Genomic DNA, 25,073 nt, shown 5'->3' with positions numbered 1-25,073 from the left:
CCATCGCCCTCTTCTTTATTAGCCACGAGTGGATTCCATGACTACCACGCCTAAACCTTTGGTCCTGATGATTCTCGACGGCTTCGGTCACAGCGACAGCCCCGAATCCAACGCCGTTTTTGCGGCGAAGAAGCCTGTTCTGGATCGCCTGTGGGCCACCGTGCCCAACGGCTTGATTTCGGGCAGCGGCATGGACGTCGGCCTGCCGGACGGCCAGATGGGCAACTCCGAAGTCGGCCACATGAACCTTGGCGCCGGCCGCGTGGTGTATCAGGACTTTACCCGCGTGACCAAAGCGATCCGCGACGGCGAGTTCTTCGAGAACCCGACCATCTGCGCCGCTGTGGACAAAGCCGTGGCCGCCGGCAAAGCCGTGCACTTCATGGGCCTGCTCTCCGATGGCGGCGTGCACAGCCACCAGGATCACCTGATCGCCATGGCCGAACTGGCCTTCAAGCGCGGCGCCGAAAAAATCTACCTGCACGCTTTCCTTGACGGCCGCGACACCCCACCGAAAAGCGCTGCGTCGTCCATCGAACTACTCGATGCGACCTTCCAGGCACTGGGCAAGGGCCGTATCGCCAGCATCATCGGCCGCTACTTCGCCATGGACCGTGACAACCGCTGGGACCGTGTGGCTCAGGCCTACAACCTGATCGTCGACGGCAACAGCGAATTCCACGCCGCCACTGCGCAGGAAGGTCTGGAGGCTGCTTACGCTCGCGGCGAGAGCGACGAATTCGTCAAAGCCACGACCATCGGTGAGCCGGTGAAAGTCGAAGACGGCGACGCCGTGGTGTTCATGAACTTCCGCGCCGACCGCGCCCGCGAGCTGACTCGCGTGTTCGTCGAAGACGACTTCAAGGATTTCGAACGCGCGCGCCAGCCGAAACTGGCCGGTTTTGTGATGTTGACCCAATACGCAGCGAGCATCCCTGCACCCTCGGCGTTCGCCCCGGGCAGCCTGGAAAACGTCCTTGGCGACTATCTGGCGAAAAACGGCAAAACCCAGCTGCGCATCGCTGAAACCGAAAAATACGCCCACGTGACCTTCTTCTTCTCCGGCGGTCGTGAAGAACCGTTCCCGGGCGAAGAGCGCATCCTGATCCCGTCGCCGAAAGTCGCCACCTACGACTTGCAGCCGGAAATGAGCGCACCGGAAGTCACCGACCGTATCGTCGAAGCCATCGAAAACCAGCGCTATGACGTGATCGTGGTCAACTACGCCAACGGCGACATGGTTGGTCATAGCGGTGTGTTCGACGCGGCCGTGAAGGCTGTGGAATGCCTTGATACCTGCGTCGGGCGCATTGTCGAAGCGCTGGAGAAGGTTGGCGGCGAAGCGCTGATCACCGCTGACCACGGCAACGTCGAGCAAATGGCCGATGAATCCACCGGCCAGGCGCACACCGCGCACACCACCGAGCCGGTACCGTTCATTTATGTCGGCAAGCGCGACCTCAAGGTCCGTGAAGGCGGCGTGCTGGCGGACGTGGCACCAACCATGCTGAAGCTGCTGGGCCTGGAAAAACCGGCGGAAATGACCGGCACGTCTATCCTGGTGTAATCCGTCCGATCAACCACCACAAAACCCTGTGGGAGCTGGCTTGCCAGCGATAGCAATCTGACAGCCAACATCTATGTTGAATGTGCAGACGCCATCGCTGGCAAGCCAGCTCCCACAGTGGTTTATGGAGTTTTCGAAATGGAATTCGGTGTATTGCTTGGTCCAGTTATCACACAGCCCCAATTGGGCGTTTTTTTTGCAGCCTCGGGCGGGCATACTAGGCCGTCCATTACCCTGGTGCCGCCCGCCTCTATGCTCCGCGTCCTGATCGCCCTCGCTCTGACCTGCCTGCTCCAACCGGCTTTCGCTGACGAGCGCACGCAAACCCAACAACAGTTGGACGCCACGCGTCAGGACATTGCCGAGCTGAAAAAGCTGCTGAGCAAAGTCCAGGAAGAAAAGTCCGGCGTGCAGAAAGAGCTCAAGGGCACTGAAACCGAGCTGGGCAAGCTGCAGAAGCAGGTCGACGCGCTGCAGAAAGAACTGCAGAAAAGCGAATCCGAGCTGCAGCGACTCGATGCAGAGAAAAAAAAACTCCAGAGCGCGCGCACTGAACAGCAGCGACTGATCGCCATTCAGGCCCGCGCGGCCTATCAGAACGGTCGGCAGGAATACCTCAAGCTGCTGCTCAACCAGCAGAATCCCGAGAAATTCGCCCGCACTCTCACCTATTACGATTACCTGAGCCAGGCCCGCCTGGAACAGCTGAAGAACTTCAACGAAACCCTGCGCCAACTGGCCAATGTCGAAAAAGACATTGCCGCCCAACAGGCGCAATTGCTGGTACAGAAAAGCAGCCTCGATACCCAGCGCGACGAACTGGAAAATGTCCGCAAGGAACGCCAGCAAGTGCTCGCCAAGCTTAACGATGACGTGAAGGCCCGCGACCAGAAACTCGCCGCTCGCGAGCAAGATCAGGCAGACCTGTCTAAAGTCCTTAAAACCATTGAAGAAACCCTGGCCCGCCAGGCCCGTGAGGCAGAAGAAGCGCGGCAGAAAGCGCTGATCGCCCAGCAGGAAGCGGAAAAAAAGCGATTGCGTGAGGCGCAGGCTGAAAACAGTGACGCCCCACGAAAACCCGCCAGATCCACTCCCGGCGCGCTGGTCTCCAGCAGCGGCGAAACCTTCGGTGGCCCTTTTGCTGCAACCCGGGGAAAACTTCCGTGGCCGGTTGATGGTCGATTGTTGGCACGCTTCGGCGAATCCCGTGGCGACGACGCCCGCACCAAGTGGGACGGCGTAATGATCAGCGCCTCCGCCGGCAGCCAGGTGCATGCCGTACACGGTGGTCGCGTGGTGTTCGCCGACTGGCTGCGCGGCGCCGGGCTGCTGGTGATCCTCGATCACGGCAACGGTTTTCTGAGTCTTTACGGTCACAACCAGACACTGCTCAAGTCGGCCGGTGACGTGGTTAAAGCCGGTGAGTCCATCTCCACTGTCGGTAACAGTGGCGGCCAGGACACATCAGCGCTGTATTTCGCAATTCGTCAGCAGGGTCACCCGAGTGATCCAGCACAATGGTGCCGCGCGCAAGGATAAGCGTGCCGCCTAATTCAGGAGTTCGTTCGACATGCTGCATTTGTCCCGCCTTACCTCGCTGGCCCTGACGATCGCCCTGGTGATCGGCGCGCCTCTGGCGTTCGCCGCTCAACCGGCCCCGGCCGTCGCTCCGGCAGGCACTGCCGCGACTTCCAAGGCTCCGTTGCCGCTGGAAGAATTGCGCACCTTTGCCGAGGTCATGGACCGGATCAAAGCCGCTTACGTCGAGCCGGTGGACGACAAGACCCTGCTGGAAAACGCGATCAAGGGCATGCTCAGCAACCTTGATCCGCACTCTGCGTACCTCGGCCCTGAAGATTTCACCGAACTGCAGGAAAGCACCAGCGGTGAGTTCGGTGGTCTGGGCATCGAAGTCGGCGCCGAAGACGGTTTCATCAAAGTTGTCTCGCCAATCGATGACACCCCGGCGTCGAAGGCCGGCATTCAGGCCGGCGACTTCATCGTCAAGATCAACGGCCAGCCGACGCGCGGCCAGACCATGACCGAAGCCGTCGACAAAATGCGCGGCAAGATCGGCCAGAAAATCACCCTGACCCTGGTACGCGACGGCGGCACGCCGTTCGACGTGACCCTCGCCCGCGCGGTGATTCAGGTGAAGAGCGTCAAGGCGCAGCTGCTGGAAACCGGTTATGCGTACATCCGCATCACCCAGTTCCAGGTCAAGACCGGCGAAGAGGTTTCCAAGGCTCTGGCCAAGCTGCGCAAGGACAACGGCAAGAAGCTCAACGGCATCATTCTCGACCTGCGTAACAACCCGGGCGGCGTGTTGCAGGCAGCAGTGGAAGTGGTCGACCACTTCATCACCAAAGGCCTGATCGTCTACACCAAAGGCCGAATCGCCAATTCCGAACTGCGTTTCTCGGCCACCGGCAAAGACGAAAGCGAAGCCGTGCCGATGGTCGTGCTGATCAACGGTGGCAGTGCCTCGGCTTCGGAAATCGTCGCCGGCGCCCTGCAGGATCAGAAACGTGCGGTGGTCATGGGCACCACCAGTTTTGGCAAGGGCTCGGTGCAAACCGTGCTGCCGCTGAACAATGACCGCGCGCTGAAAATTACCACCGCGCTGTACTTCACGCCGAATGGCCGCTCGATTCAGGCACAGGGCATCGTGCCGGACATCGAAGTGCGCAAAGCCAAGATCACCAACGAGGCCGATGGCGATTACTTCAAAGAAGCCGACCTGCAAGGTCACCTGGGCAACGGCAACGGCGGCGCAGACAAGCCGACAGGTTCCGGCGGCAAGGCCAAGGCGATGCCGCAGGATGACGATTACCAATTGGCCCAGGCTCTGAGCCTGCTCAAAGGGCTGAGCATCACGTCCGGCCGTTGAGGATGTCTTTGCGTCTCCTCTTCGTCCTGTTGTGCTGTCTGGCGGGTGCGGCTCATGCAGAGCCCGCCAGCCCAAAGCCACACAAAGCCTATCTGACACTGACCATCGACGACCTGGGGCAGAACCTGCCCCGGGATCGCCGCGTGCTGGCCATGCCCGGCCCGGTGACCACGGCGATCATGCCGGACACCCCGCACGCCACCGAGTTTGCCCGCGAAGCCCATCGCGCCGGCAAGATCGTTATCCTGCACATGCCCATGGACCCAGCCACCGGTCCCTATGCATGGCACCCTGAACTGCCCATCGAAGAGCTGGAAAAACGCCTCAACGCCGCGTTCAAAATGGTCCCCTACACTGCCGGCATCAATAACCACATGGGCAGCCGCATGACTGCGCAACCGGTGGCGATGGCCTGGTTGATGGGCGAACTGCAGCGTCGGCACAAGTTCTTCGTCGACAGCCGCACCAGCGCCCAGACCGTGGCGGCGCAGCAGGCGCAGAAGATCGATCTGGCCAGTGTCTCGCGGGACGTGTTTCTTGATGACGAGCGCACTGAGGCAGCGATCTACACGCAGTTGCAGACCGCGATCAGCCTGGCGCGCAAGCAGGGTTCGGCGGTGATGATCGGCCATCCCTATCCGCAGACACTGGCAGTGCTGGAGCGCGAACTGCCGAAGTTGAAGAGCCAGGGAATCGACTGGATCGATATCAAACAGATGATCAGCGTGCGCAGCAATCGCGCCATGGCCAGTCATGGTAAAGACGGGGTTTATCGGTAATACCCTGTGACGCTAGCACATACATAGTTACCACCCGGAAACCGTCCCCATTCCCGATAGTGCGACCTGCAACAGGTCGCGACGCCCTCGCGTCGCTTTCAACTATCAGGAATCATCATGACTATTGAAGACAACACCGCAGCGCATCCCATACCCATGGAACCGATCATGCAGGACAATCTGCTGATCAACTTCACCACGGAGTTTCACCGGGTCTGGAGCACTAACGGCTCAAAAGCCAAACCCGCCACATTCTGGCGCCCCACCCCTGCTCCGGATGCATTGCCGGGCTACTTTCCGCTGGGCGACGTGCTCTTTCCCGGCGACGCCAATATCAATGGCGAAATGGTCGCAGCAGTAGTCTGCGAGAAAGATATGGAAGGGTCCTTAAGCACTAAAGGAAAGGCACTGGCCCGCCCTGCCGATTTTGAACTGGTCTGGAAAGAAACCGGAGCGCCCAGTGTCACTCGCATGTCGATCTGGCGACCTCTGGCACCCGTCGGTTACGTCGCTCTGGGGCTCGTGTGCTCCAACGATCACTGCAAACCTTCGTTGAACTCGGTGCGCTGCGTCAGGCTCGACCTGGTCATAGCGGCGAACGTCGGTGATCTGATCTGGAATGACAAGGGCAGCGGTGCCAAGCTCAGTTTCAGCGCTTTTGGCATCGAACCTTCGACTGCCGCCGCAGGCGACATCCATTTTGCGCCCGGCACCTTCGTGGGCATCCAGGGCTACAGCAAGCCGGCAGCACCTTCGACGGCGTATGGCTTGCGCATGCAAATCCCGCTGCAAGTCAGCGCATCGCCGCAAATTCCGACCCTCACCGGATACACGAAGCCCGTAGTGAACGAACCCGCCACCGTCACCCAGATTGCCCACCTGCCTTGGTTCGCAGTGCGAGATCATGCTCATCCCGGCGAACAGTTTCGCAATTCGCCTTACTACGAACTGAAGAGAACTGACGAATATGTGCTCATTGGCCACGAGCGCAATGAATCGGACAAGTATCGGGCCGTTAAATGGACAGCACCACGTCTGCAGAACGCGGTGACAATGCGTATGTTCCATAGTTTTACCGCCATGGAAATCGTCAAAGCCTGGCCGACCGTGCCTCTCAGCGATATCCGCATGACAAAATTCTCGGCCTGCCTGCCAAAAAGTTTGACCCGCACTGAAACGTCTTCCAACGGTTGGAACGAGCTACGACCTCAAGTGGTGATTGCCATGGCGCCGAAGCAAACATCCGTCGCGGTTTATCAGATGCAAAGCCATTACGAGTTGGTACGGGAAGACGGTACTCAAGTGGCGGTCGACTTTGGTTATACCGATGATTCAAGCGTTCTGCTGACGCAATATCCGCCGGAGTTCGTCGAGCTCGCCAGCGCGTGTCCGCCGCTGACGACAGACACCCCGACAATATCTGGCACCGATGGCGCCAACGCTAAAGAGCAGCCATCATCGGGCCCGGATGTCGTTATAGATACCGCCCCATGATTTCGTCCACCACGCCTTCTTTGCGCAACTGATCCAGCGCAGCCTGAAGCTTGGCGACCACTTCGTCGGAGACGTCCTTGTTCAGCGCCAGATACAGTTCTGCACTGTTGAAACGCAGCACGGTCTTGAGACCGGTGACACCGTCCTGCCGCGCCAGATAACGCCCGGCAGGATCACCGGTGGCCCACAGGTCGATCTGACCATTGACCAGTTTCTTCGCGTTGTCCTGATCGCGCAGCACGACTATCGGCTTCAGACCTTGTTTGGTCAGTGTCTCGGCAATCGCATCACCCTTGTAGGCACCGATTTTGTACTGGCGCGCATCATTGAGGGTTTCGAGGGTGATCTTGCTGTCAGCCTTGGCCAGCATGATCCAGTCATCCGGACCGATCGGGCCGACCCATTTGAAGAGCTTTTCGCGGTCCGGCAGACGCGCCATCACGAAGGCGCCATAACCGGGATTTTCCAGAGCCAGTTTGTAGACGCGCTCCCAAGGAAAGCGCAGGGTCAGGCTGTAAGTGATGCCGGCACGCTGGAACACTTCGCGCACGATGTCGGTGGCGATGCCATTGATGTTCTCGCCTTGGGCGAAGTTCTTGCCGTTTTTCGCCATGTTATACGGCGGGAAATTTTCGGTAAGGAGCACCAGATCGGTGTCGGGACTGTTTTCGGCGCGGGCAGTGTTGATGAGCAACATCGATGCACTGGCGAGAACAAGAAGCAGGCGTTTGATCATGTCGGGCTACCGGAATCCATGGCGTGCCCAAGAGTGCCTTGGGTGCGCCATGCTGTCCACTGGCCTGTATGGTTTTCGATCCTGACCCGATTAAAAAGCATCAGCACGTGCTGACGTATCAAAAAAACAGCATGCGAAAGAACAGTTCTCAGCCGAATCAGAGATTTCTGCGACCTTCACCGACCTCACATGTTTGACTTGCAGACAACAGCACTCACAACTAGTCACATTAGCCAGCACATACCGAACAGCACAACGAATTACACTCACCAGCGAAATACAGTTACTCCATTAATTCCTGAAATACGGTCAAGGATTGATCATGACTAATAAAGCCCGAATATTTTTTGCGTGCTCAGCAATAGCACTCACACTTCCATTGATCTCCTGTGCAGGCACCACAGCCGAAGCGCCGGAAGCAATTCTGCTAAGTAACGCGGGTGGCGACTTTAATCACTGGAACGGCATTGGCAAAATTTTCAAAGACGATAGACCTTATTGCAGCGCATTCCTGCTAGACACTCGCGAAACAGGCAAAGAAGCAAACGGGCCAGCTTACGTAATGACCAATGCGCACTGCACTTCCATCAGAGTCGGCACAATCGCTGACATTGCTTATCAAGGTCAGATACAGTTCAATTTTTTCCATGACACACTCGCGGACGCCAAGCGTTATGACATCGACAAGGTCAATTGGGCCAGTTTCGCCAGTACTGATATCGCTATATTGCAGTTAGGCACCTCACTGGACAGCCTGCTGAAAGACGGAATAACCCCACTCAAGCTCGCGGCGGCAGCACCACGCAACGTCAGTCAGGTGAACCTGGTAAGCGCGCCAGCCACTGCAGCCGGCTTGAGGCTTTCCACCTGCACACAAGAGCCGACCCACACAACCCTGATCAAGTATTTGAACATTCACACCGACTACCAAAAGCAGAACTGCAAAGGAATTGAGCCTGGCTCATCGGGCGCTCCGGTGATCGATGCTGAAACGGGACAAGTGACCGGCATATTATCCGGCACTACTTACGGTATTCCTTCGGATGACTTGTGTTTCTGGCATGGTCTGTGTGGAGATAAAAATACACAATCTCTATTGCCGCATCAGGCTAGCCAAAGTTTTCCTGTCGACTATCTGACTGCTTGTTTCGTTAATGGAACATTCCGTCTCGACACAGAAAACTGCGCACTCACTCCCAACTCAAACTTTCAGTTCAGATTAAACTCAAGAGCCATTACAGACATCGGACTGCACAAAACACCCAACAACACTAACCAGTCAGCGCCAAAATGGGATATCAATTTTTCCATGAGTACCGAGTTCTATCGCTTCAAGACTGTTCGTGATGCACAGGCTTGTTATTCACCTGACCACTACAGCGACCGAATCAGTACAACCAACGCAAAAGTGCAATCAGAAATTGGCCGAGAACCCGGACTGCATTATTTATGTTTGATTGGCGTGAACTCAATCGATCAACAAGCCGATAGCCGACTTCTTGGAAACGCCCAAATCCTGGCAGCAAGAGTCGTAACTCCCGTTCCGATGCAATTACCCGCGCCGACACTCACCATTGAGCCAGACGGCGATTATCTTTTTATAAAGTACCGCGAAGAGGCGGATCGCAATCTCTGGACCCGGATATACACGGGCCCGACAGAAGAAACCAATTGCTCCGAGATCAATCCTGAGCACTACAGCAAAGTCGACGACGGGTTTTACACCCCCGTTCAGGCGCTGCCATTGACGCTATGCAGTTACACGATGGATCGAAACCTGAGTGTTTCAGAGGTTCGGACTGATCAGCTTTACCCTACGCAATCCCGGATAGCAGAATGAGCCATGTGGCGGGTCTCGCTCGACGCGAAGTCCGCCACAGCACCGATGGCCATCTAACGCATCACGATCCCGCGATGCGCCATATAGGCCTTGGCTTCCTGCACGGTGTATTCGCCGAAGTGGAAAATACTCGCTGCCAATACGGCGCTGGCATGGCCCTCGAGAATGCCGTCAGCCAAGTGCTGCAGATTGCCGACGCCGCCGGAAGCGATCACCGGGATGCCCAGCGCATCGCTGATCGCGCGGGTCACGCCGAGGTCGAAACCGTTTTTCATGCCGTCCTGATCCATGCTGGTCAGCAGGATCTCACCGGCACCGAGGCCTTCCATTTTCTTCGCCCACTCGACCGCGTCGAGGCCGGTTGGCTTGCGCCCGCCGTGGGTGAAGATTTCCCAGCGCGGGGTTTCGCCCGAGCCGGAGACTTTCTTCGCGTCGATGGCGACAACGATGCACTGCGAGCCGAAATGCTGCGCCGCTTCACCGACGAACTCCGGGTTGAACACGGCAGCGGTGTTGATCGACACCTTGTCCGCGCCGGCATTCAGCAGATTACGGATGTCCTGCACGGTACGCACGCCACCGCCGACGGTCAGCGGGATAAACACCTGGCTGGCCATGCGCTCGACAGTATGCAGCGTGGTGTCGCGACCATCGACGCTGGCGGTGATGTCGAGAAAGGTAATCTCGTCGGCACCCTGCTCGTCATAACGACGGGCGATTTCCACCGGGTCACCGGCGTCACGAATGTTTTCGAACTTCACACCTTTGACGACCCGGCCGTTGTCCACGTCCAGGCAAGGGATGATGCGTTTGGCCAGCGCCATGGTCAGTCCTCAGCCTTGGTACGAATCGCAGAAAGCTTGCGCTTCGGCGACGTCGAGGGTGCCTTCGTAAATCGCCCGGCCGGTGATGGCGCCGATGATGCCTGGTGCTTTGGCGTCGAGCAGCGACTTGATGTCACCCAGATTGTGGATGCCGCCGGAAGCGATCACCGGGATCTTGGTAGCAGCGGCCAGCGCAGCGGTGAACGGCACGTTGCAACCCTGCATCATGCCGTCTTTGGCGATGTCGGTATAAACGATCGAGGAGACGCCGTCGGCTTCAAACTGCTTGGCCAGATCGATGACCTGCACGGTGCTGATTTCAGCCCAGCCATCGGTGGCGACGAAACCGTCTTTGGCATCCAGACCGACGATGATCTTGCCCGGGAACGCGCGGCAGGCCTCAGCGACGAAGGCCGGATCTTTAACGGCTTTGGTACCGATGATCACGTAGCTGACGCCAGCCTTGACGTAGTGTTCGATGGTTTCCAGCGAACGAATGCCGCCACCGATCTGGATCGGCAATGTCGGATAGCGCTTGGCAATCGCAGTCACCACTTCGCCGTTGACTGGCTGGCCTTCGAACGCGCCATTCAGATCGACCAGATGCAGACGGCGGCAACCGCCCTCCACCCACTTGGCAGCCATGCTCACCGGGTCATCGGAGAACACTGTGGAATCTTCCATGCGGCCCTGGCGCAGACGTACGCAGGCACCGTCTTTAAGATCGATAGCGGGAATAATCAGCATCTGGCAAACCTTCAAATTTGAATGTTCAGCTTGGCTCGGAAATCAGTTTTTCTCGAGCGCCCACAGGTCGCTTTCGATGCTTTCAAACCGCTCTTTGAGGTGGGTCTGCACATCGAAAATCGCCCTGTTGTAATAGTGCGGAGCAATTTCGCGGGTAAATAACTCAAGAATTTCCGCCGCTTCGAACGACCCCAGGTCCAATTCGAAACGGTCTTCCATGAACCGCTGAATCTTGCGATTGGCCTCGTTCTCCTGTTCGGGAGTAAGGGTCAGGATCGGCGGTTTGGATTTCTTGGCAGCCATTTACCAGCGACCATCCCATGCGGCGAAGTTCTGCAGTAATTGCAGGCCATGGGTATGGCTCTTCTCCGGGTGGAACTGCACGGCGAAGCGCGAGCCGTCGGCCAGCGCTGCAGCGAAGTCGACGCCATAGTGACCGCCACCGACCACCTGCCGCGCGTTGGCGGCGGCGATGTAGTAGCTGTGCACGAAGTAAAAACGCGCCATGTCCGGAATGTCGTGCCACAACGGGTGGCTGACCTTCTGCTTCACCTCGTTCCAGCCCATGTGCGGGACTTTCAGGTGCTCGCCGTCTTCATGCAGGTCTTTGCCGAAGAACTTCACCGCGCCCGGGAACAGGCCGATGCAGTCGACGCCGTCGTTCTCTTCACTGGTGTCGAGCAACGCTTGCATGCCGACACAGATACCGAGGAACGGACGATCCTGGCTGACTTCACGCACCAGTGAATCGAAGCCGAGGCGACGGATCTCCGCCATGCAGTCGCGAATTGCGCCAACACCGGGGAACACCACGCGGTCAGCTTCGCGAATCACGGCGGCATCGCTGGTGATCAGCACTTTACCGGCGCCGACGTGCTCGAGGGCCTTGGCCACCGAGTGCAGGTTGCCCATGCCGTAATCGATAACTGCAACCGTCTGCATTACAGAACGCCTTTGGTCGATGGCATTTGCCCGGCCATGCGCTCATCCAGCTCGACAGCCATGCGCAGCGCGCGGCCGAAAGCCTTGAACACGGTTTCGATCTGGTGGTGGGTGTTGGTGCCACGCAGGTTGTCGATGTGCAGACTGACCAGCGCGTGGTTGACGAAGCCCTGGAAGAATTCCTGGAACAGGTCAACGTCGAAGCCGCCCACGGTGGCGCGGGTGTACGGCACGTGCATCTGCAGGCCCGGGCGACCGGAGAAATCGATCACCACACGCGACAGCGCTTCGTCGAGCGGTACATAGGCATGACCATAGCGACGGATGCCTTTTTTATCGCCGATGGCTTTGGCAAACGCCTGGCCGAGGGTGATACCGACATCTTCCACCGTATGGTGGTCGTCGATATGCAGATCGCCCTTGCATTCAATATCCAGGTCGATCAACCCGTGACGGGCGATCTGATCCAGCATGTGCTCAAGAAAAGGAACACCGATATCGAATCGGGCCTTTCCGGTGCCATCAAGGTTGATCGAGGCTTTGATCTGGGTTTCCAGAGTGTCGCGCTCGACAGACGCCTTACGTTCGGCCATCACCAGCTCCGCAAAATCATTGGGCGAAAAAGGCAGCCATTATAGGCACGCGAGGCGCAAACAGAAACACGAGAGGTGAGATGGCTGACGGATAGAATGCCCGGCTGTCGCGGGTAGACATGTCCATACAAGCCATAAAGGGCAATGATCGCTCCCACGCTCTGCGTGGGAGTGCAGCCCCGGACGCTCTGCGTCCGCTTCGAATGTGACGCAGAGCGCCACGGGAGGCATTCCCACGCAGAGCGTGGGAACGATCAGGTAGAAACGAACTTAGTGAAACAGTACCGCCGTCTTCTGCAGGGTCACCCACACCCCCCACGCCAACGGAATACCCACCACCAGCCACGCAGCGATCGCCAGCGGCTTGCTGCCCGGGGCGGCTTTCCACTCCAGAACCGTGCTGGCATCAGCACCTTTGTCGTGGCCCAGCGCCTGTTCGGCAGCCAGCTCAGCGTCGGTCATGAAGTATTTGTCAGCCACCGGACGCACCAGCAGGTTGCACAGGAAGCCCAGCACCAGCAGGCCTGCGAGGATGTACAGGGTGATGTCGTAAGCGGCAGCGCGCTCAACGCCGATGCTCAACTGATACTCACGCAGGTAGTTCACCAGCACCGGACCGAGCACGCCGGCCGCAGCCCAAGCGGTCAGCAAACGACCGTGGATCGCACCGACCATCTGCGTACCGAACAGGTCGGCCAGATACGCCGGCACCGTGGCAAAACCGCCGCCATACATCGACAGAATGATGCAGAACGCCGCCACGAACAGCGCAACGTTGCCCAAATGGCCCATGTTCGGGATCAGCGCGTACAGGGCAAAACCCAGGGCGAAGAACACGAAGTAGGTGTTTTTGCGGCCCAGGTAGTCCGAGAACGAAGCCCAGAAGAAGCGGCCACCGATGTTGAACAGGCTAAGCAGACCGGTGAAACCGGCAGCAATCGCAGCGATCGAGGCCAGTTGCCCGGCGTCGAGCTGACCAAACGGCACATCGACACCCAGCAGTTTGCCGCCGAACACTTCCTGCAGCAGTGGCGAAGCCATGCCGAGGATGCCGATGCCGGCAGACACGTTCAGACACAGCACCAGCCAGACCAGACGGAATTGCGGGGTTTTCCACGCCACATTCACGTGCACGTGACGGTGGGTGATCATCGAGTTCGAGGCTTTCTTCGCCGGAGCGGTCCAGCCTTCAGGTTTCCAGCCGGTTGGCGGGACACGGTAAGCCAGAGCACCACCGATCATGAACACGAAGTAGATCGCGGCCATGGCGACGAAGCTCTGCCAGACGCCGACACCGGTTGGCGAAGCGAAGTGGCTCATCAGCGCGGTTGCCAGCGGTGCACCGACCATCGCGCCGCCACCGAAGCCCATGATTGCCATGCCGGTAGCCATGCCGCGCTTATCCGGGAACCACTTGATCAGGGTCGAGACTGGCGAGATATAGCCCAGGCCCAGACCGATACCGCCGATCACGCCAGAGCCGAGCCACATCAGCCAGATCTGGTGGGTATAAATACCCAACGCGGAGATCAGCAGACCGCCGCACCAGCACAGTGCCGATACCACACCGGCCTTGCGTGGCCCCGCGTGTTCCAGCCAGCCACCCCAGATCGCTGCCGAGCAGCCGAGGAAGATGAAGAACAGCGTGTAGATCCAGCCGAGCATCGAGATCGGCCAATCACATTGCGACGAGAACACTTGTGCGATGAAGCTCATGTCCGGTGCGCAAGCCACCGGAGCAGTCACGCCCAGCGCCTTAGACAGCGGCAACCAGAACACCGAGAAGCCGTAGGCCATGCCGATGCACAGGTGAATGGCCAGAGCGGCCGGTGGGACTAGCCAACGGTTGAAACCGGGCTTGGCGATGATGCGTTCCTTGGATAGGAACGCGGGCTGATCGGCTTTGAGGCCGTCCGCCGTGATGCTCGTGCTCATTGTGTATCCCCCAATTATTAGTATGGTTCGCCAGCCACTGTTCACCCCCGGCCTTTATGCACGCAGGCATGACCGTTTTTTTGGGTGAAGCTCCTTGAAGGCGCGACGTTAAGTCGCAGAAGGACGGACGAACGGGCGAAGGTTACCATTTGCACGTGACAGAAAAACCAAACTGATATCACCTTTTTTCTGTCGTCTGATCTCGTATCACTCAGGAAAACGCCATGCCAATCGTCGTACAAGCGCTGAACGCCGCCAATTATCAGGACCAGGAGGATTTGCGGAAGATTTATCGCGACGCGCCGGACTGGCTGTTTGCGCCGTTTTCCGGTGAAAACAATCTGATCGACCGCACTCTCGCCGAGGGAAGTTTTATTGCCGGGCGTTTCAACGACCGCTTGCTCGGTGCCGCGCGCCTGCAGAGGCACCACGACGTTTGGTACTTGTCCCATTTATGCGTACGAAAAGTTACCCGTCGCCGTGGGGTTGCTGAACGGCTGGTGAACCAAGCGCAGAAAATGGCGTCGCAAGCGGGGGCTGAACTGCGTCTGCTGGCGCCTGCCGGGCATCCTGAAGCCTTGGCAATTGCAGCGAAGTTACACCTCCCGCTGGAGGTACTGGCAACATGACGCCACACCGAACCGGGCAATTGCAGCGCTATACTCCCCGGCTAAATTACGAATTCGACTAACTACAAGGACTCGCCCATGAAAGCGTTCGGCAAAATCCTGGGTCTGGTACTTCTCGGATTGTTGCTGATCATTGTGGCGGCAGGTTTTGCCCTGACCCACCTCTTCGATCCCAACGATTACAAAGACGAGATTCGCCAGATAGCCCGCGACAAGGCCCACATCGAGCTGACGCTCAATGGCGACATCGGCTGGAGCCTGTTCCCGTGGCTCGGCCTGGAACTGCACGAGGCCAGCGTTGCCACCCTGATCAATCCGACTGAACCGTATGCCGATTTGCAGATGCTCGGCCTGTCCGTGCGCGTGCTACCGCTGTTGCGCCGCGAAGTGCAAATGAGCGATGTCCGCGTTGAAGGACTGAACCTGCGCCTGAAACGCGACAAAAACGGCCACGGCAACTGGGAAGACATCGGCAAGGTGCCGACAGCCGCCGCACCTGCCGGCAGCCCGGCACCTGCCAGCGCATCCAGTTCAGAAGCGCCTGCCCAACCGGAAAAACCGCCACAGCCGATCCGCCTCGACATCGACAGCCTGACCGTCAACAACGCCCGCGTTGAATACAACGACGAGCTGACCGGCAAGCAATTCAGCGCCGAGAGCATCCAGTTGAGCACCGGCCCGGTACACGACTCGACGAATATTCCGGTGAAAGCCACGGCATTCCTCGGCACCAACCAGCCGGTCCTGCGCGTGCGTACCGAGCTCACTGGCGAGCTGCGCATCGAGCGCGCGCTGCAGCGCTACAGGTTCGAAGATATGAAGCTTTCCGGTGAATTGGCCGGCGATCCGTTGCAAGGCAAGACCATGACCTTCGCAGCTCAGGGCCAGTTATCGCTGGACAAAGCGGCGAACGTCGCCGAGTGGACCGGCATCAAGATCTCCGCCAACCAGTTGCGCGCGCTGGGTGAACTGAAAGCCAACGACCTCGACAAGACTCCGCAGATCTCTGGCGGCCTCTCCATCGCCCAGTTCGATCTGGCGAAATTCGTCGACAGCATCGGCCAGAAACTCCCGCCCATGGCCGAAGGCAGCCTGAGCAAAGTCGAACTGGTCAGCCGCGTGGCCGCCACGCCAACCAGCATTGCCTTCGACAATATCAATCTGAAACTCGACGACAGCAGCTTCAGCGGCCGCATCGCCGTCGAAGACTTCGCCAAACAATCGCTGCGGGCAATTCTCAAGGCCGATACGTTCAACGCTGACCGCTACCTGCCGCCGAAATCGGCACAAGCCAACAGCGCCACGCAAGTGCGTCAGGCCGAAGTCGCCAGCACCGAAGCCGATGCCATGGCCGGTGCCGGCTCCACGCCGCTGCCGGACAAACCGAGCAAAACCGCCTGGAGCACCGAGCGCCTGCTACCGGTTGAGCGCCTGGCCAAACTCGACGTCGACGCCGACCTGACTTTTGGCCAACTGACCCTCGACAAGTTGCCGATCCAGAACGCCGCACTGAAAGCCACCGGCCAAAGCGGCTTGCTGACCCTGACCAACCTGAGCGGCGAACTGTACAACGGCGGTTTCGCCGCCAATGGCACCCTCGATGTACGCCCGAGCGCGCCTGTGCTGAACCTGCAGACCAAGCTCAATCGCGTGCCTATAGAAAAAATCCTCGAAAGCCAAGGCAAGAACCCGCCGGTCAAAGGTCTGGTGACCCTCACCAGCAATATCACTGGCAGCGGCAACAGCCAGCAGGCGCTGATCGATACGCTTAACGGCAACGCCAGTTTCGTGATTAACAACGGCGTGCTGCTCAACGCCAATCTTGAACAGCAACTGTGCAAAGGCATCGCCACGCTTAACCGCAAAACCCTCAGCGGCGAACCACGCGGTAAAGACACGCCATTCCAGGAACTCAAGGGCAACCTGACTTTCCGCAATGGCATTGCCAGCAACCCGGACCTGAAAGTGCGCATCCCCGGCATGACCGTCAACGGTGACGGCGACATCGACTTGCGCGTGCTCGGCATGGACTATCGCGTCGGCATCATCGTCGAGGGTGACACCAGCGCCATACCGGATCCTGCGTGCCAGGTAGGCGAGAAATTCGTCGGTGTCGAATGGCCGCTGCGCTGCCGTGGTCCGCTGGAGCTGGGCGCCAAGGCCTGCCGCGTCGACAACGATCGCCTCGGTCAGGTCGCGACCAAACTGGCCGGCGACAAGCTCAGTGAAAAAATCGACGAAAAACTCGGTGACAAGGTCAGCCCGGAATTGAAAAACGCATTGAAGGGGCTGTTCAAGCGATGAGAGCGGAGCAATTTTCCACGGCGGTGCTGGATTGGTTCGACCGCCACGGCCGCCACGATCTGCCTTGGCAGCAGAACATCAACCCGTATCGGGTGTGGGTGTCGGAGATCATGTTGCAGCAGACCCAGGTCAGCACCGTGCTCAATTACTTCGACCGTTTCATGGCCGCGCTGCCGACGGTCGAAGCGCTGGCAGAAGCCCCCGAAGACGAAGTGCTGCACCTGTGGACCGGGCTGGGTTACTACACCCGCGCGCGCAATTTGCAGAAGACCGCGAAGATCGTCGTCAGCCAATACGCTGGCGAGTTTCCGCGTGACGTTGAAAAGCTTACGGATCTACCAGGCATTGGTCTGTCCACTGCCGGCGCCATCGCGAGCATCAGCATGGGCCTGCGCGCGCCGATCCTCGACGGCAACGTCAAACGCGTGCTGGCGCGCTTTACCGCGCAAGAGGGCTACCCCGGCGAACCGAAGGTCGCCAAACAACTGTGGGCCACCGCTGAACGCTTTACGCCGCACGATCGGGTCAACGCCTACACCCAGGCGATGATGGATCTCGGCGCCACGCTGTGCACGCGTAGCAAACCGAGCTGCCTGCTGTGTCCGCTGGAACGTGGCTGCGAAGCGCACATGCTCGGCCTCGAAACCCGCTACCCGATTCCCAAGCCGCGCAAAACCATTCCGCAGAAGCGCACGCTGATGCCGATGCTGGCCAACGACGACGGCGCGATTCTGCTTTACCGTCGCCCCTCAAGCGGTTTGTGGGGCGGTCTGTGGAGCCTGCCGGAGCTCGACGACCTCGATGACCTGCAACATCTCGCCGATCAGCACTCGCTGACCATGGGCGAGCAGCAGGCCCTGCCGAACCTTGTTCACACGTTCAGCCATTTCCAGCTGTCCATCGAACCCTGGCTGGTTCAGGTGCAGGAGGCCGCCCATCACGTGGCCGAGGCCGACTGGCTCTGGTATAACCTCGCCACCCCGCCGCGCCTGGGCCTCGCCGCCCCGGTCAAAACCTTGCTCGAACGCGCGGCCGCCGTCTTGAATGCAGGAGAGTCGCCATGACCCGCACCGTAATGTGCCGCAAGTACAAAGAAGAATTGCCCGCGCTGGACCGCGCCCCTTTCCCGGGCGCCAAAGGTCAGGATATTTTTGACCACGTCTCGGCCAAGGCCTGGGCTGACTGGCAGAAACACCAAACCCTGCTGATCAACGAAAAGCGTCTGAACATGATGAACGCCGAAGACCGCAAATATCTTCAGGGCGAAATGGACAAGTACTTCTCCGGCGAGGAATACGCCAAGGCCGAAGGCTACGTTCCGCCTGCTGAGTAAACCCTGCAAAATCGGGGGCCGGATCGTAAGCGACGGAATTAATTTAAGAAATTTTAAAAAAGTCGTTGACGTAAATCCGAAAAACCCTTTTAATGCGCCCCGTTGCCCAGATAGCTCAGTCGGTAGAGCAGGGGATTGAAAATCCCCGTGTCGGCGGTTCGATTCCGTCTCTGGGCACCAAATACCGAAAACCCTGAATCGCAAGATTCAGGGTTTTTTTATGCCTGCGATTTGATCACGCCTATCTGTCCGCCCCGCAACGCCCTCCTCTCGATACACCTCAAACCCGCCTGTACTGAAAAATACCCAAAATCTGTATCTCTCCCCATGTAGGAAAATTCGCCAGTATTCCTCCAAGCCTTGGCGAGCCAACGACTGGCTCTACTTTGCGCCCCGCAACACTCTGGGCCCCTGAAGCCCTCAGAGCGCAAAACCTGATTTTTTGAATAGATCGGCGTCCACCGCAAGGTCACTTCCTGTCCAGCTAAAAAATCTAAAAACAAACCCAACAGGCGAACTGCATTTACTGCTTTTCAAACATTCCAGGATGAATGCTGGCGCCCCTGTGCGCCCGGCAAAAGAGCGAAACGGACGACGTATGATCAAGCAACTTATCAATGAAGACAGTTATGTGCAGATTGGCGATCTGTGCAGCGCAACGATTCAGCTGAAAATCGAAGGACTGAATCCTGCCGGATCGATCAAGCTCAAAACCGCACATGCCCTGATCACGGATCTGGAAAACCAGGGCCGGATTCACCATAAGACCCGCCTGGTCGAGTCTTCCTCGGGGAATCTGGGGGTCGCGCTGGCCATGGTTTGCGCCGCCAAGGGTTACAAGTTTGTCTGTGTGATCGACCCGAACATTTCTGCGCCGAACAGAAAACTCATGCAGGCACTGGGTGCCGAAATGATCATGGTCGATCAGCGTGACGAAAACGGCGGCTACCTGAATTCGCGTATCCGTTTGATCGAGCAACTGGTCGCAGAGAACTCCGACTACATCTGGCTCAATCAGTACAAAAACCCGACTAACCCCCTCGCTCACTATCAAGCTACCGCGAAGTCCATCGCCCATAAATTTCCACACGTGGACTACTTGTTCGTCGGCGCCGGTACCACCGGTACTTTGATGGGCTGCAAGAACTACTTCGCCGAACACCATCCGCACACCAAAGTGATTGCCGTCGATACGGTCGGCTCGGTGACCTTCGGTCTGCCGGGCGGTACGCGGCATATCCCAGGGCTGGGTACCAGCCGTCTGCCAGAGATCTTCGAGCCGTCGGGGATTCACGACTTCGTATCGATCGCCGAGGAACAGACGATCAAGGTCTGCCGCTGGCTCGCGCAACGCTACGGCCTGCTTTTTGGTGGCTCCACCGGCACTGTCCTGGCGGGCATCCAGCAATGGGCGCCGCACATCCGTCCTGACGATGTCGTCGTGGCGATCTCCCCCGACATGGGTGAGCGCTACCTCGAAACCATCTACTCCGATGACTGGGTCACCCAGCGGATCGGCGCAAGCGCTTTGCAATCACTCTTCCCAGAAATCGCTCTGGCACTCTCGGCGTAATCCCCATGACCACACAGAACCCGATTCAACCGTTCCATGTCATCCCAGGCGCCGTCGTCAAGGACATCCTCAACGGGCTGCGTCACGCAACCATCGACATGGTCGCCCAGACCTACCTGACCCACGAGCGCGGCGAAACCGTTAACCCGGATAGCTACTTCCTGCGTTTTCCGGCGCAACCGGCGAACCGGATCATTGCCTTGCCGGCGGCGATCGTCGACAGCGAGGGCGATCAGTCCGTCTCCGGGATCAAGTGGATTGCCAGCTATCCAGACAACATCAAGTCGGGCATCCCGCGTGCTTCGGCGGTGCTGATCCTCAACGATCCTGACACCGGCTATCCCTATGCGCTGCTTGAAGGCGCGCTGATCAGTGCCGTGCGCACCGCAGCGTCGGCGGTGCTCGGTGCCTGGTGGCTGAATGGCCAGAGCAAGAGCGCACAGAAACTCTCGATCATTGGCGGCGGGGTGATTTCGCGGAACATCCTTGAGACGTTCATCGCCGATGACTGGTCGCTCGACAGCGTGGGCATTCACGACCTCAACGCAGAGTCAGCGCAAGCGCTGTCGTCCTTCGGCAAACAGCTCGGGGTGCCGGATGTACAGCTGTTGTCGCTGGACGAGGCACTGAGCGCCGACATCGTGGTGTTCGCCACCAGTGCCGGCGAACCCTACGTCAACGGCAGCGGCACTTTCCGCCCGGGGCAGATCGTGCTGAACATCTCGCTACGGGATATCGGCGCAGAGATCATCGAAGAAAGTTACAACTACTTCGACGACGTGACCCATTGCTTGAAAGCCAATACCTCACCTCATCTGGCCGAGCAAAAGTACGGTCATCGTGATTTCGTTACCGGCACCGTCGGGCAATTGATTCGCGGTGACCTGCAGGTTGCCACGGACAAGCCGCTGATTTATTCGCCGTTCGGCATGGGCATCCTCGATCTGGCAATTGGCCGGATGATCCACGACATCGCGGTCAAGGACGGTTCGGCGGTCGCCATCCCCTCCTTCTTCGGGGAGGAGCGCAGATGGTGAAGGCGCCTCTGCACATCGGCCTGGTGGGCTGCGGCTCACGCGGGCTGTCGATTTTCGAACGCCTGCTGAGCCTTGCTGAAACGCGCCCAGAGCAGCCAGTCGTCATCGATATTTTCGATCCGAATGTGCTCGGAAGCGGCGCGCATTGGCCGGATCAACCGGACTATCTGCTGCTCAACACCGTTGCCGGTCAACTCGGGGTTTTCCCCGACGCAGCAGCCTTCGGAAACCTGGCGGATGCGCGGGAGCGGCCGGGCGCGGATTTCCTGACGTGGTGCCACGAGCAGCGCATCAAGGTCGACGCGGACAGCGGACTGCTCGCCGCCGACGGCCGTGACGTCGAGCCGCAGGACTTTCTGCCGCGCCATTTGCTCGGCGCCTATCTGGCGGACGCCTTCGCGCAAATCCTCGCGACGGCACCGCACTGGGTGAGCGTGAACCTGCATCAGCAGGCCGTCACCGCGGTCGAGCGCAACGCGGGTCAGCAATACCTGCTGCAGACCGCTTCGGGGGCTGCGGTCACCGTGGATCGGCTGATTCTGACGGTCGGCCATACCGGTCGCCTGCGCTCGGCGGATCGCAACCGCGTTGATGATGTCTATCCGCTGCCCGGCAGCCTCGCCACCATCGAGCCCGGCGAAACCGTGCTGGTCGAAGGGCTTGGGCTAGGTGCGATGGACACCCTGGCGGCGCTGACCTCCGGCAGGGGCGGTCGCTACAAGCGCATGGCCGACGGCAGTCACGCCTATCAGCCTTCGGGCCAGGAACCGGTGATCTTTATCCAGTCGCGGGACGGGTTGCCGTTTCGCACCCGACCTAACGGCCTGATTGAATGCCCGCGCCATCGCGCCGTACTGCTGACGAGTGCGCGCATCGAATCCCTGCGGGCAAGCAGCAATAACCGACAGTTGGACTTCGAACAGGACATCCTGCCGCTGATGCTGCTGGAGATGCGTGCGGCGGCCGTCGCCGTCGTGCACAGCCCATCAGCGCCAGAGCAGGTGCTGGAGCGACTCAGGGCCGTTAGCGTTGCTGGCGAACCCGGTGTTGTCGCCTGTGAAGCGTTACTACGCGATTACGAGGCGACTGGTGGTGCGATCGATCCGCAGGCGCTGATCTGGCATGCACTGCCCGACGACGTGCAGCCCTACAACTATCACGCCTGGATCTACGACACCCTCGAAGCCGATTTGCACGAGTCGCGCCTGGGGCGCGGAGGATCGGCGATCAAAGCCGCCATCGAAGTCTGGCGCGATCTGCGTGACCGCCTGCGTGAGGCCGTCGATTTCGACGGGCTGACCGACGCGTCGCATCGGCAGTTCTATGGCCGTTGGCACAAGGCAATCAACCGCCTCGTTGCGGGCCCGCAAAAAGAGCGCCACGCCGACCTGCTCGCCCTGTGTGACGCCGGCCTGCTGACATTCCTCAAGCCCGGCTCACGTCCTGCGATCAACGACTTCAAACGCGTCGCCGGTTATGTCCAGAGTAGCGGCGTGAGCAACAGCGACTGCGCGCCGGTGCGTGATCTGGCGCGACTGGGCCTGATCCGCCCGAGAACCGACGAACCGGGCATCGACGGCATCGATGTCGACGCCGCGTGCCACCCGAAATCGAGCGCTGGCGAACCGGTGCGCAACATTTGGGTACTCGGCCCGCTCGCCGAAGGTTCTTGCTACTACAACCACTACGTCACCTCGGCGGGCGCGCCTTCGCGTCTGTTCATGGACGCCCATCGAGCAGCCACTGCCATCCTTGAGACAGGGACTTCAGCATGAAGCTTTTCTATCAGACGCATTCACCCTACGCCCGCAAGGTGCTGGTGCTGGCTCACGAACTCGGCATCGCGTCGAGCCTGGAAGTGATCCACCACGAGACCAGCCCGACGTCGCCAAACGAGACCATCTACAAGGCCAATCCGTTGGGCAAAGTGCCGGTGCTGATCCTGCCTGACGACACGGCGCTGTTCGATTCCATCGTGATCTGTGAATACCTCGACGACCTGAGCGACGGGCCGAAACTCATCCCGGCAAACGGCCCTGAGCGCTACAAGGCGCTGCGCCTGCAAGCATTGGCGCAGGGCATGTGCGATGTCGGCATCAAGCTGCGCTGGGAAGTCGAGCGCCGCCCCGAGGCCTTGCGCTATCCGGCCTATGCCGACGGTCAGGCGTTCAAACTCAAGGAGGCTTACCGCTTCATCGAGGAACACGTCGACCTCAATGGCCCGATCACCCTCGGCCATATCGCCCTGGCGACCGCGCTCGACTGGATCGCCTTTCGCCAACTCTCGGACTTTTCCGCTCAAGCACGCCTGACCGAGTGGTATCAGACTTTTTGTGAGCGGGCGTCCATGCGGGCGACCGAGTACAGCGGGCAGACTCACGATTAAGTTAAGGAAAACCGGGTATGAGTTCTCTCTTGTTGCAAATGTCACCGATCGCGCTGGTGATCGCGTTGATCCTTATCGTCCGCCGACCGCCAGTGCAAGCGGCACTGGCCGGCGTAGTGCTGGTGCTCGTGCTGTGGGCCTTGGGCGCAGCCGGGCCTGTGTCGGCGGCAATCAGCACGGCCATCTTTCAGGACACCACCATCCTGTTTCTCAGCACGGCGTGCGTGATCATCCCGGGGCTGGCCTTCGTCATCCTGGTCGAGCGCGGTGGTGCGCCGCAGGCCATCGGCGCCTGGGTCAAGGAACTCGGCTGGACGCCGCCGGCGCAAGTCATCTTCATCGTGCTGGGCCTCGCACCGCTGCTTGAAGCGATGACCGGTTTCGGCGTTTCGCTGATCGCAACCGTGCCATTGCTGATGGGGCTATTCGCCCGCCAGTCGGGGATGAAAATCGCCCTCGCCGGGATGGTCATCATGCCGTGGGGCACACTGGGTCTGGCCACCGTGATCGGCGCGCTATTGGCGCACTTGCCGGCGCAAACCCTTGGTAGTCATTCGGCGCTGATCAGTGCGCCAGTGTTCCTCTGCCTGGCGGCGATTGCTCTGTGGCAGGGTGGCGTCCGTAAGGTTTCGCCGTGGCTTGGACTGATCGTGGTGACGGCGCTGTTCGTCGCGGTGCTGTTTTCCATCAACCTGTGGATCGGCCCGGAAGTCTCCGGTGTGCTGGCCGGTCTGGCAGTGGCTTGCGTCGGCCTGGGGATCTCTTATGCACAACGGAAGAAACTGGTGCGCTGGCCGAACGCAGCCTGGCCCTATCTGGCCTTGCTGGGGGTAATCGTTGCGTCGCGCGGGTTGTTCGTCCTGTCGGGCTGGGATGCGCTGTGGATCATCAAAGGCGAGCATGTTTCGTGGAAGCCATTGGCCTCCCCGGGGCTGGCGTTGCTGATCGTCACGCTGTTGATGGCAATCAAGCAAAGCGCCGCCGCAGGCTTCCCGTGGCGAGCGCTGTTCAACCGGGCGAAGTTTCCGGTCACGACAATTTTCCTGTTCCTGCTGCTTTCGCAGGTGATGGTCAACGCCGGTTTCCTGGTCGAAGCACAGCGCACACTGCAATCGTTGTCGGGGATTTCCCTGGCGCCAACCATCGCAGTGCTGGCGGGGCTTGCCGGTTACGTCACCGGTTCCAACGTCGGCGGCAACACCCTCGTCATGCCGTCCATCGCCGCGCTGAGCAGCGAACACGGTGCATGGCTGGCCGCGATGGTCAACAGTGCCGCCGGGCATGGCGCACTGGGGTCGCTGTCGATCCTGTCGCTGATCACCGGGCTGGCGGGCGCCAATCGGCATGAAGAAAACAACCTGATCCGATTCGCCTTCGGCCTGGTTGCGCTCAACATCGTCATAGTTGCTGCAACGGGAGTCGTTTTGCTCTACTTTCTCTGAATTGTTTCGAGACATCACAGAG

General features: G+C 59.4%; 22 protein-coding genes and 1 tRNA gene. 16 read left to right on the top strand and 7 right to left on the bottom strand.

All coding sequences use genetic code 11. The annotated features are described in order from the left end of the window. Positions 1–37 precede the first annotated feature (37 nt). The 5 genes from gpmI (at position 38) to CKW14_RS10725 (ending at position 6,730) form a co-directional block, all read left to right on the top strand. Positions 38–1,567 (top strand): 2,3-bisphosphoglycerate-independent phosphoglycerate mutase, encoded by a 1,530-nt coding sequence (gene gpmI / locus CKW14_RS10745; RefSeq protein ID WP_095047167.1) that lies wholly within the window; start codon positions 38–40, stop codon positions 1,565–1,567. Positions 1,568–1,819: 252 nt separating this feature from the next. Then, entirely contained in the window at positions 1,820–3,106 is a 1,287-nt protein-coding gene (locus CKW14_RS10740; RefSeq protein ID WP_095047166.1) for a murein hydrolase activator EnvC, read from the top strand. A 31-nt stretch (positions 3,107–3,137) separates the two neighbouring features. Next, positions 3,138–4,457: a S41 family peptidase gene (locus tag CKW14_RS10735; protein WP_095047165.1), complete on the top strand. Its 1,320-nt coding sequence runs from the start codon at positions 3,138–3,140 to the stop codon at positions 4,455–4,457. A gap of 2 nt (positions 4,458–4,459) precedes the next feature. Continuing rightward, a complete protein-coding gene (locus tag CKW14_RS10730; RefSeq protein WP_095125301.1) occupies positions 4,460–5,236 on the top strand; it encodes a divergent polysaccharide deacetylase family protein in 777 nt (258 codons plus the stop codon). A gap of 117 nt (positions 5,237–5,353) precedes the next feature. Then, on the top strand, positions 5,354–6,730 hold the full coding sequence (locus tag CKW14_RS10725) for a Vps62-related protein (RefSeq protein WP_095125300.1): 1,377 nt from the start codon (positions 5,354–5,356) through the stop codon (positions 6,728–6,730). Here the strand turns inward: CKW14_RS10725 and CKW14_RS10720 are convergent. Beyond that, positions 6,711–7,466, bottom strand: a complete 756-nt coding sequence (locus CKW14_RS10720; RefSeq protein ID WP_095047162.1) for an ABC transporter substrate-binding protein — start codon at positions 7,464–7,466, stop codon at positions 6,711–6,713. The genes CKW14_RS10725 and CKW14_RS10720 overlap by 20 nt on opposite strands. Positions 7,467–7,788: 322 nt before the next feature. Here CKW14_RS10720 and CKW14_RS10715 point away from each other — a divergent pair, with 322 nt between their 5' ends. Next, positions 7,789–9,306: a serine protease gene (locus CKW14_RS10715; protein WP_095047161.1), complete on the top strand. Its 1,518-nt coding sequence runs from the start codon at positions 7,789–7,791 to the stop codon at positions 9,304–9,306. Positions 9,307–9,359: 53 nt separating this feature from the next. On the opposite strand, the gene hisF is transcribed toward CKW14_RS10715, so the two are convergent. The 6 genes from hisF to CKW14_RS10685 form a co-directional block, all read right to left on the bottom strand. Beyond that, positions 9,360–10,130 carry an imidazole glycerol phosphate synthase subunit HisF gene (hisF, locus tag CKW14_RS10710; RefSeq protein ID WP_095125299.1) on the bottom strand — a complete coding sequence of 257 codons (771 nt, stop codon included), beginning with the start codon at positions 10,128–10,130 and terminating at the stop codon, positions 9,360–9,362. Positions 10,131–10,139: 9 nt separating this feature from the next. Continuing rightward, entirely contained in the window at positions 10,140–10,877 is a 738-nt protein-coding gene (gene hisA, locus CKW14_RS10705) for a 1-(5-phosphoribosyl)-5-[(5-phosphoribosylamino)methylideneamino]imidazole-4-carboxamide isomerase (RefSeq protein WP_003220753.1), read from the bottom strand. A gap of 42 nt (positions 10,878–10,919) precedes the next feature. Continuing rightward, entirely contained in the window at positions 10,920–11,180 is a 261-nt protein-coding gene (locus CKW14_RS10700; RefSeq protein WP_003220751.1) for a DUF2164 domain-containing protein, read from the bottom strand. Further along, complete coding sequence (gene hisH, locus CKW14_RS10695; RefSeq protein ID WP_007909206.1) at positions 11,181–11,819, bottom strand: imidazole glycerol phosphate synthase subunit HisH; 639 nt, start codon at positions 11,817–11,819, stop codon at positions 11,181–11,183. Continuing rightward, complete coding sequence (gene hisB, locus CKW14_RS10690) at positions 11,819–12,412, bottom strand: imidazoleglycerol-phosphate dehydratase HisB (protein WP_007909204.1); 594 nt, start codon at positions 12,410–12,412, stop codon at positions 11,819–11,821. Before hisB ends, hisH begins: the two co-directional genes overlap by 1 nt. A 270-nt stretch (positions 12,413–12,682) precedes the next feature. Next, on the bottom strand, positions 12,683–14,347 hold the full coding sequence (locus tag CKW14_RS10685) for an OFA family MFS transporter (protein WP_095047160.1): 1,665 nt from the start codon (positions 14,345–14,347) through the stop codon (positions 12,683–12,685). Between the two features lie 224 nt (positions 14,348–14,571). Here CKW14_RS10685 and CKW14_RS10680 point away from each other — a divergent pair, with 224 nt between their 5' ends. The 10 genes from CKW14_RS10680 (at position 14,572) to CKW14_RS10640 (ending at position 25,051) form a co-directional block, all read left to right on the top strand. Further along, positions 14,572–14,976 carry an acetyl-CoA sensor PanZ family protein gene (locus CKW14_RS10680; RefSeq protein WP_093430030.1) on the top strand — a complete coding sequence of 135 codons (405 nt, stop codon included), beginning with the start codon at positions 14,572–14,574 and terminating at the stop codon, positions 14,974–14,976. A 78-nt stretch (positions 14,977–15,054) separates the two neighbouring features. After that, entirely contained in the window at positions 15,055–17,280 is a 2,226-nt protein-coding gene (locus CKW14_RS10675; RefSeq protein WP_095125298.1) for an AsmA family protein, read from the top strand. Then, positions 17,277–18,344 carry an A/G-specific adenine glycosylase gene (gene mutY / locus CKW14_RS10670; protein WP_095047158.1) on the top strand — a complete coding sequence of 356 codons (1,068 nt, stop codon included), beginning with the start codon at positions 17,277–17,279 and terminating at the stop codon, positions 18,342–18,344. Before CKW14_RS10675 ends, mutY begins: the two co-directional genes overlap by 4 nt. Further along, positions 18,341–18,613, top strand: a complete 273-nt coding sequence (locus CKW14_RS10665; RefSeq protein ID WP_016986336.1) for an oxidative damage protection protein — start codon at positions 18,341–18,343, stop codon at positions 18,611–18,613. Before mutY ends, CKW14_RS10665 begins: the two co-directional genes overlap by 4 nt. A 104-nt stretch (positions 18,614–18,717) precedes the next feature. Continuing rightward, positions 18,718–18,793: transfer RNA gene (locus tag CKW14_RS10660), tRNA-Phe, on the top strand. A 418-nt stretch (positions 18,794–19,211) separates the two neighbouring features. Further along, positions 19,212–20,186 carry a 2,3-diaminopropionate biosynthesis protein SbnA gene (gene sbnA, locus CKW14_RS30415; RefSeq protein WP_367617439.1) on the top strand — a complete coding sequence of 325 codons (975 nt, stop codon included), beginning with the start codon at positions 19,212–19,214 and terminating at the stop codon, positions 20,184–20,186. A 5-nt stretch (positions 20,187–20,191) separates the two neighbouring features. After that, positions 20,192–21,223, top strand: a complete 1,032-nt coding sequence (sbnB, locus tag CKW14_RS30410) for a 2,3-diaminopropionate biosynthesis protein SbnB (protein WP_371857739.1) — start codon at positions 20,192–20,194, stop codon at positions 21,221–21,223. After that, the gene (locus tag CKW14_RS10650) at positions 21,217–22,998 is read left to right on the top strand and encodes an FAD/NAD(P)-binding protein (RefSeq protein ID WP_095125297.1); all 1,782 of its coding nucleotides are present in this window, start codon (positions 21,217–21,219) and stop codon (positions 22,996–22,998) included. Before sbnB ends, CKW14_RS10650 begins: the two co-directional genes overlap by 7 nt. After that, positions 22,995–23,609, top strand: a complete 615-nt coding sequence (locus CKW14_RS10645) for a glutathione S-transferase family protein (RefSeq protein WP_034153023.1) — start codon at positions 22,995–22,997, stop codon at positions 23,607–23,609. The genes CKW14_RS10650 and CKW14_RS10645 overlap by 4 nt, the downstream gene beginning before the upstream one ends. A gap of 17 nt (positions 23,610–23,626) precedes the next feature. Beyond that, positions 23,627–25,051: an L-lactate permease gene (locus CKW14_RS10640; RefSeq protein WP_095125296.1), complete on the top strand. Its 1,425-nt coding sequence runs from the start codon at positions 23,627–23,629 to the stop codon at positions 25,049–25,051. Positions 25,052–25,073: the final 22 nt, after the last annotated feature.

It is taken from the genome of Pseudomonas sp. Irchel s3a12, from assembly GCF_900187485.1.
GTDB classification, from domain to species: domain Bacteria; phylum Pseudomonadota; class Gammaproteobacteria; order Pseudomonadales; family Pseudomonadaceae; genus Aquipseudomonas; species Aquipseudomonas neuropathica.
This window is presented reverse-complemented; position numbering and strand designations above follow the sequence as displayed.

Coding starts and splice junctions, on each gene's coding strand:
- hisA (WP_003220753.1), bottom strand. CDS start 10,877: ATGCTGATTATTCCCGCTATCGATCTTAAAGACGGTGCCTGCGTACGT.
- CKW14_RS10725 (WP_095125300.1), top strand. CDS start 5,354: ATGACTATTGAAGACAACACCGCAGCGCATCCCATACCCATGGAACCG.
- CKW14_RS10720 (WP_095047162.1), bottom strand. CDS start 7,466: ATGATCAAACGCCTGCTTCTTGTTCTCGCCAGTGCATCGATGTTGCTC.
- CKW14_RS10715 (WP_095047161.1), top strand. CDS start 7,789: ATGACTAATAAAGCCCGAATATTTTTTGCGTGCTCAGCAATAGCACTC.
- CKW14_RS10685 (WP_095047160.1), bottom strand. CDS start 14,347: ATGAGCACGAGCATCACGGCGGACGGCCTCAAAGCCGATCAGCCCGCG.
- CKW14_RS10650 (WP_095125297.1), top strand. CDS start 21,217: ATGGTGAAGGCGCCTCTGCACATCGGCCTGGTGGGCTGCGGCTCACGC.
- mutY (WP_095047158.1), top strand. CDS start 17,277: ATGAGAGCGGAGCAATTTTCCACGGCGGTGCTGGATTGGTTCGACCGC.
- hisB (WP_007909204.1), bottom strand. CDS start 12,412: ATGGCCGAACGTAAGGCGTCTGTCGAGCGCGACACTCTGGAAACCCAG.
- sbnA (WP_367617439.1), top strand. CDS start 19,212: ATGATCAAGCAACTTATCAATGAAGACAGTTATGTGCAGATTGGCGAT.
- CKW14_RS10680 (WP_093430030.1), top strand. CDS start 14,572: ATGCCAATCGTCGTACAAGCGCTGAACGCCGCCAATTATCAGGACCAG.
- CKW14_RS10645 (WP_034153023.1), top strand. CDS start 22,995: ATGAAGCTTTTCTATCAGACGCATTCACCCTACGCCCGCAAGGTGCTG.
- hisH (WP_007909206.1), bottom strand. CDS start 11,819: ATGCAGACGGTTGCAGTTATCGATTACGGCATGGGCAACCTGCACTCG.
- sbnB (WP_371857739.1), top strand. CDS start 20,192: ATGACCACACAGAACCCGATTCAACCGTTCCATGTCATCCCAGGCGCC.
- hisF (WP_095125299.1), bottom strand. CDS start 10,130: ATGGCGCTGGCCAAACGCATCATCCCTTGCCTGGACGTGGACAACGGC.
- gpmI (WP_095047167.1), top strand. CDS start 38: ATGACTACCACGCCTAAACCTTTGGTCCTGATGATTCTCGACGGCTTC.
- CKW14_RS10730 (WP_095125301.1), top strand. CDS start 4,460: ATGTCTTTGCGTCTCCTCTTCGTCCTGTTGTGCTGTCTGGCGGGTGCG.
- CKW14_RS10665 (WP_016986336.1), top strand. CDS start 18,341: ATGACCCGCACCGTAATGTGCCGCAAGTACAAAGAAGAATTGCCCGCG.
- CKW14_RS10675 (WP_095125298.1), top strand. CDS start 15,055: ATGAAAGCGTTCGGCAAAATCCTGGGTCTGGTACTTCTCGGATTGTTG.
- CKW14_RS10740 (WP_095047166.1), top strand. CDS start 1,820: ATGCTCCGCGTCCTGATCGCCCTCGCTCTGACCTGCCTGCTCCAACCG.
- CKW14_RS10735 (WP_095047165.1), top strand. CDS start 3,138: ATGCTGCATTTGTCCCGCCTTACCTCGCTGGCCCTGACGATCGCCCTG.
- CKW14_RS10640 (WP_095125296.1), top strand. CDS start 23,627: ATGAGTTCTCTCTTGTTGCAAATGTCACCGATCGCGCTGGTGATCGCG.
- CKW14_RS10700 (WP_003220751.1), bottom strand. CDS start 11,180: ATGGCTGCCAAGAAATCCAAACCGCCGATCCTGACCCTTACTCCCGAA.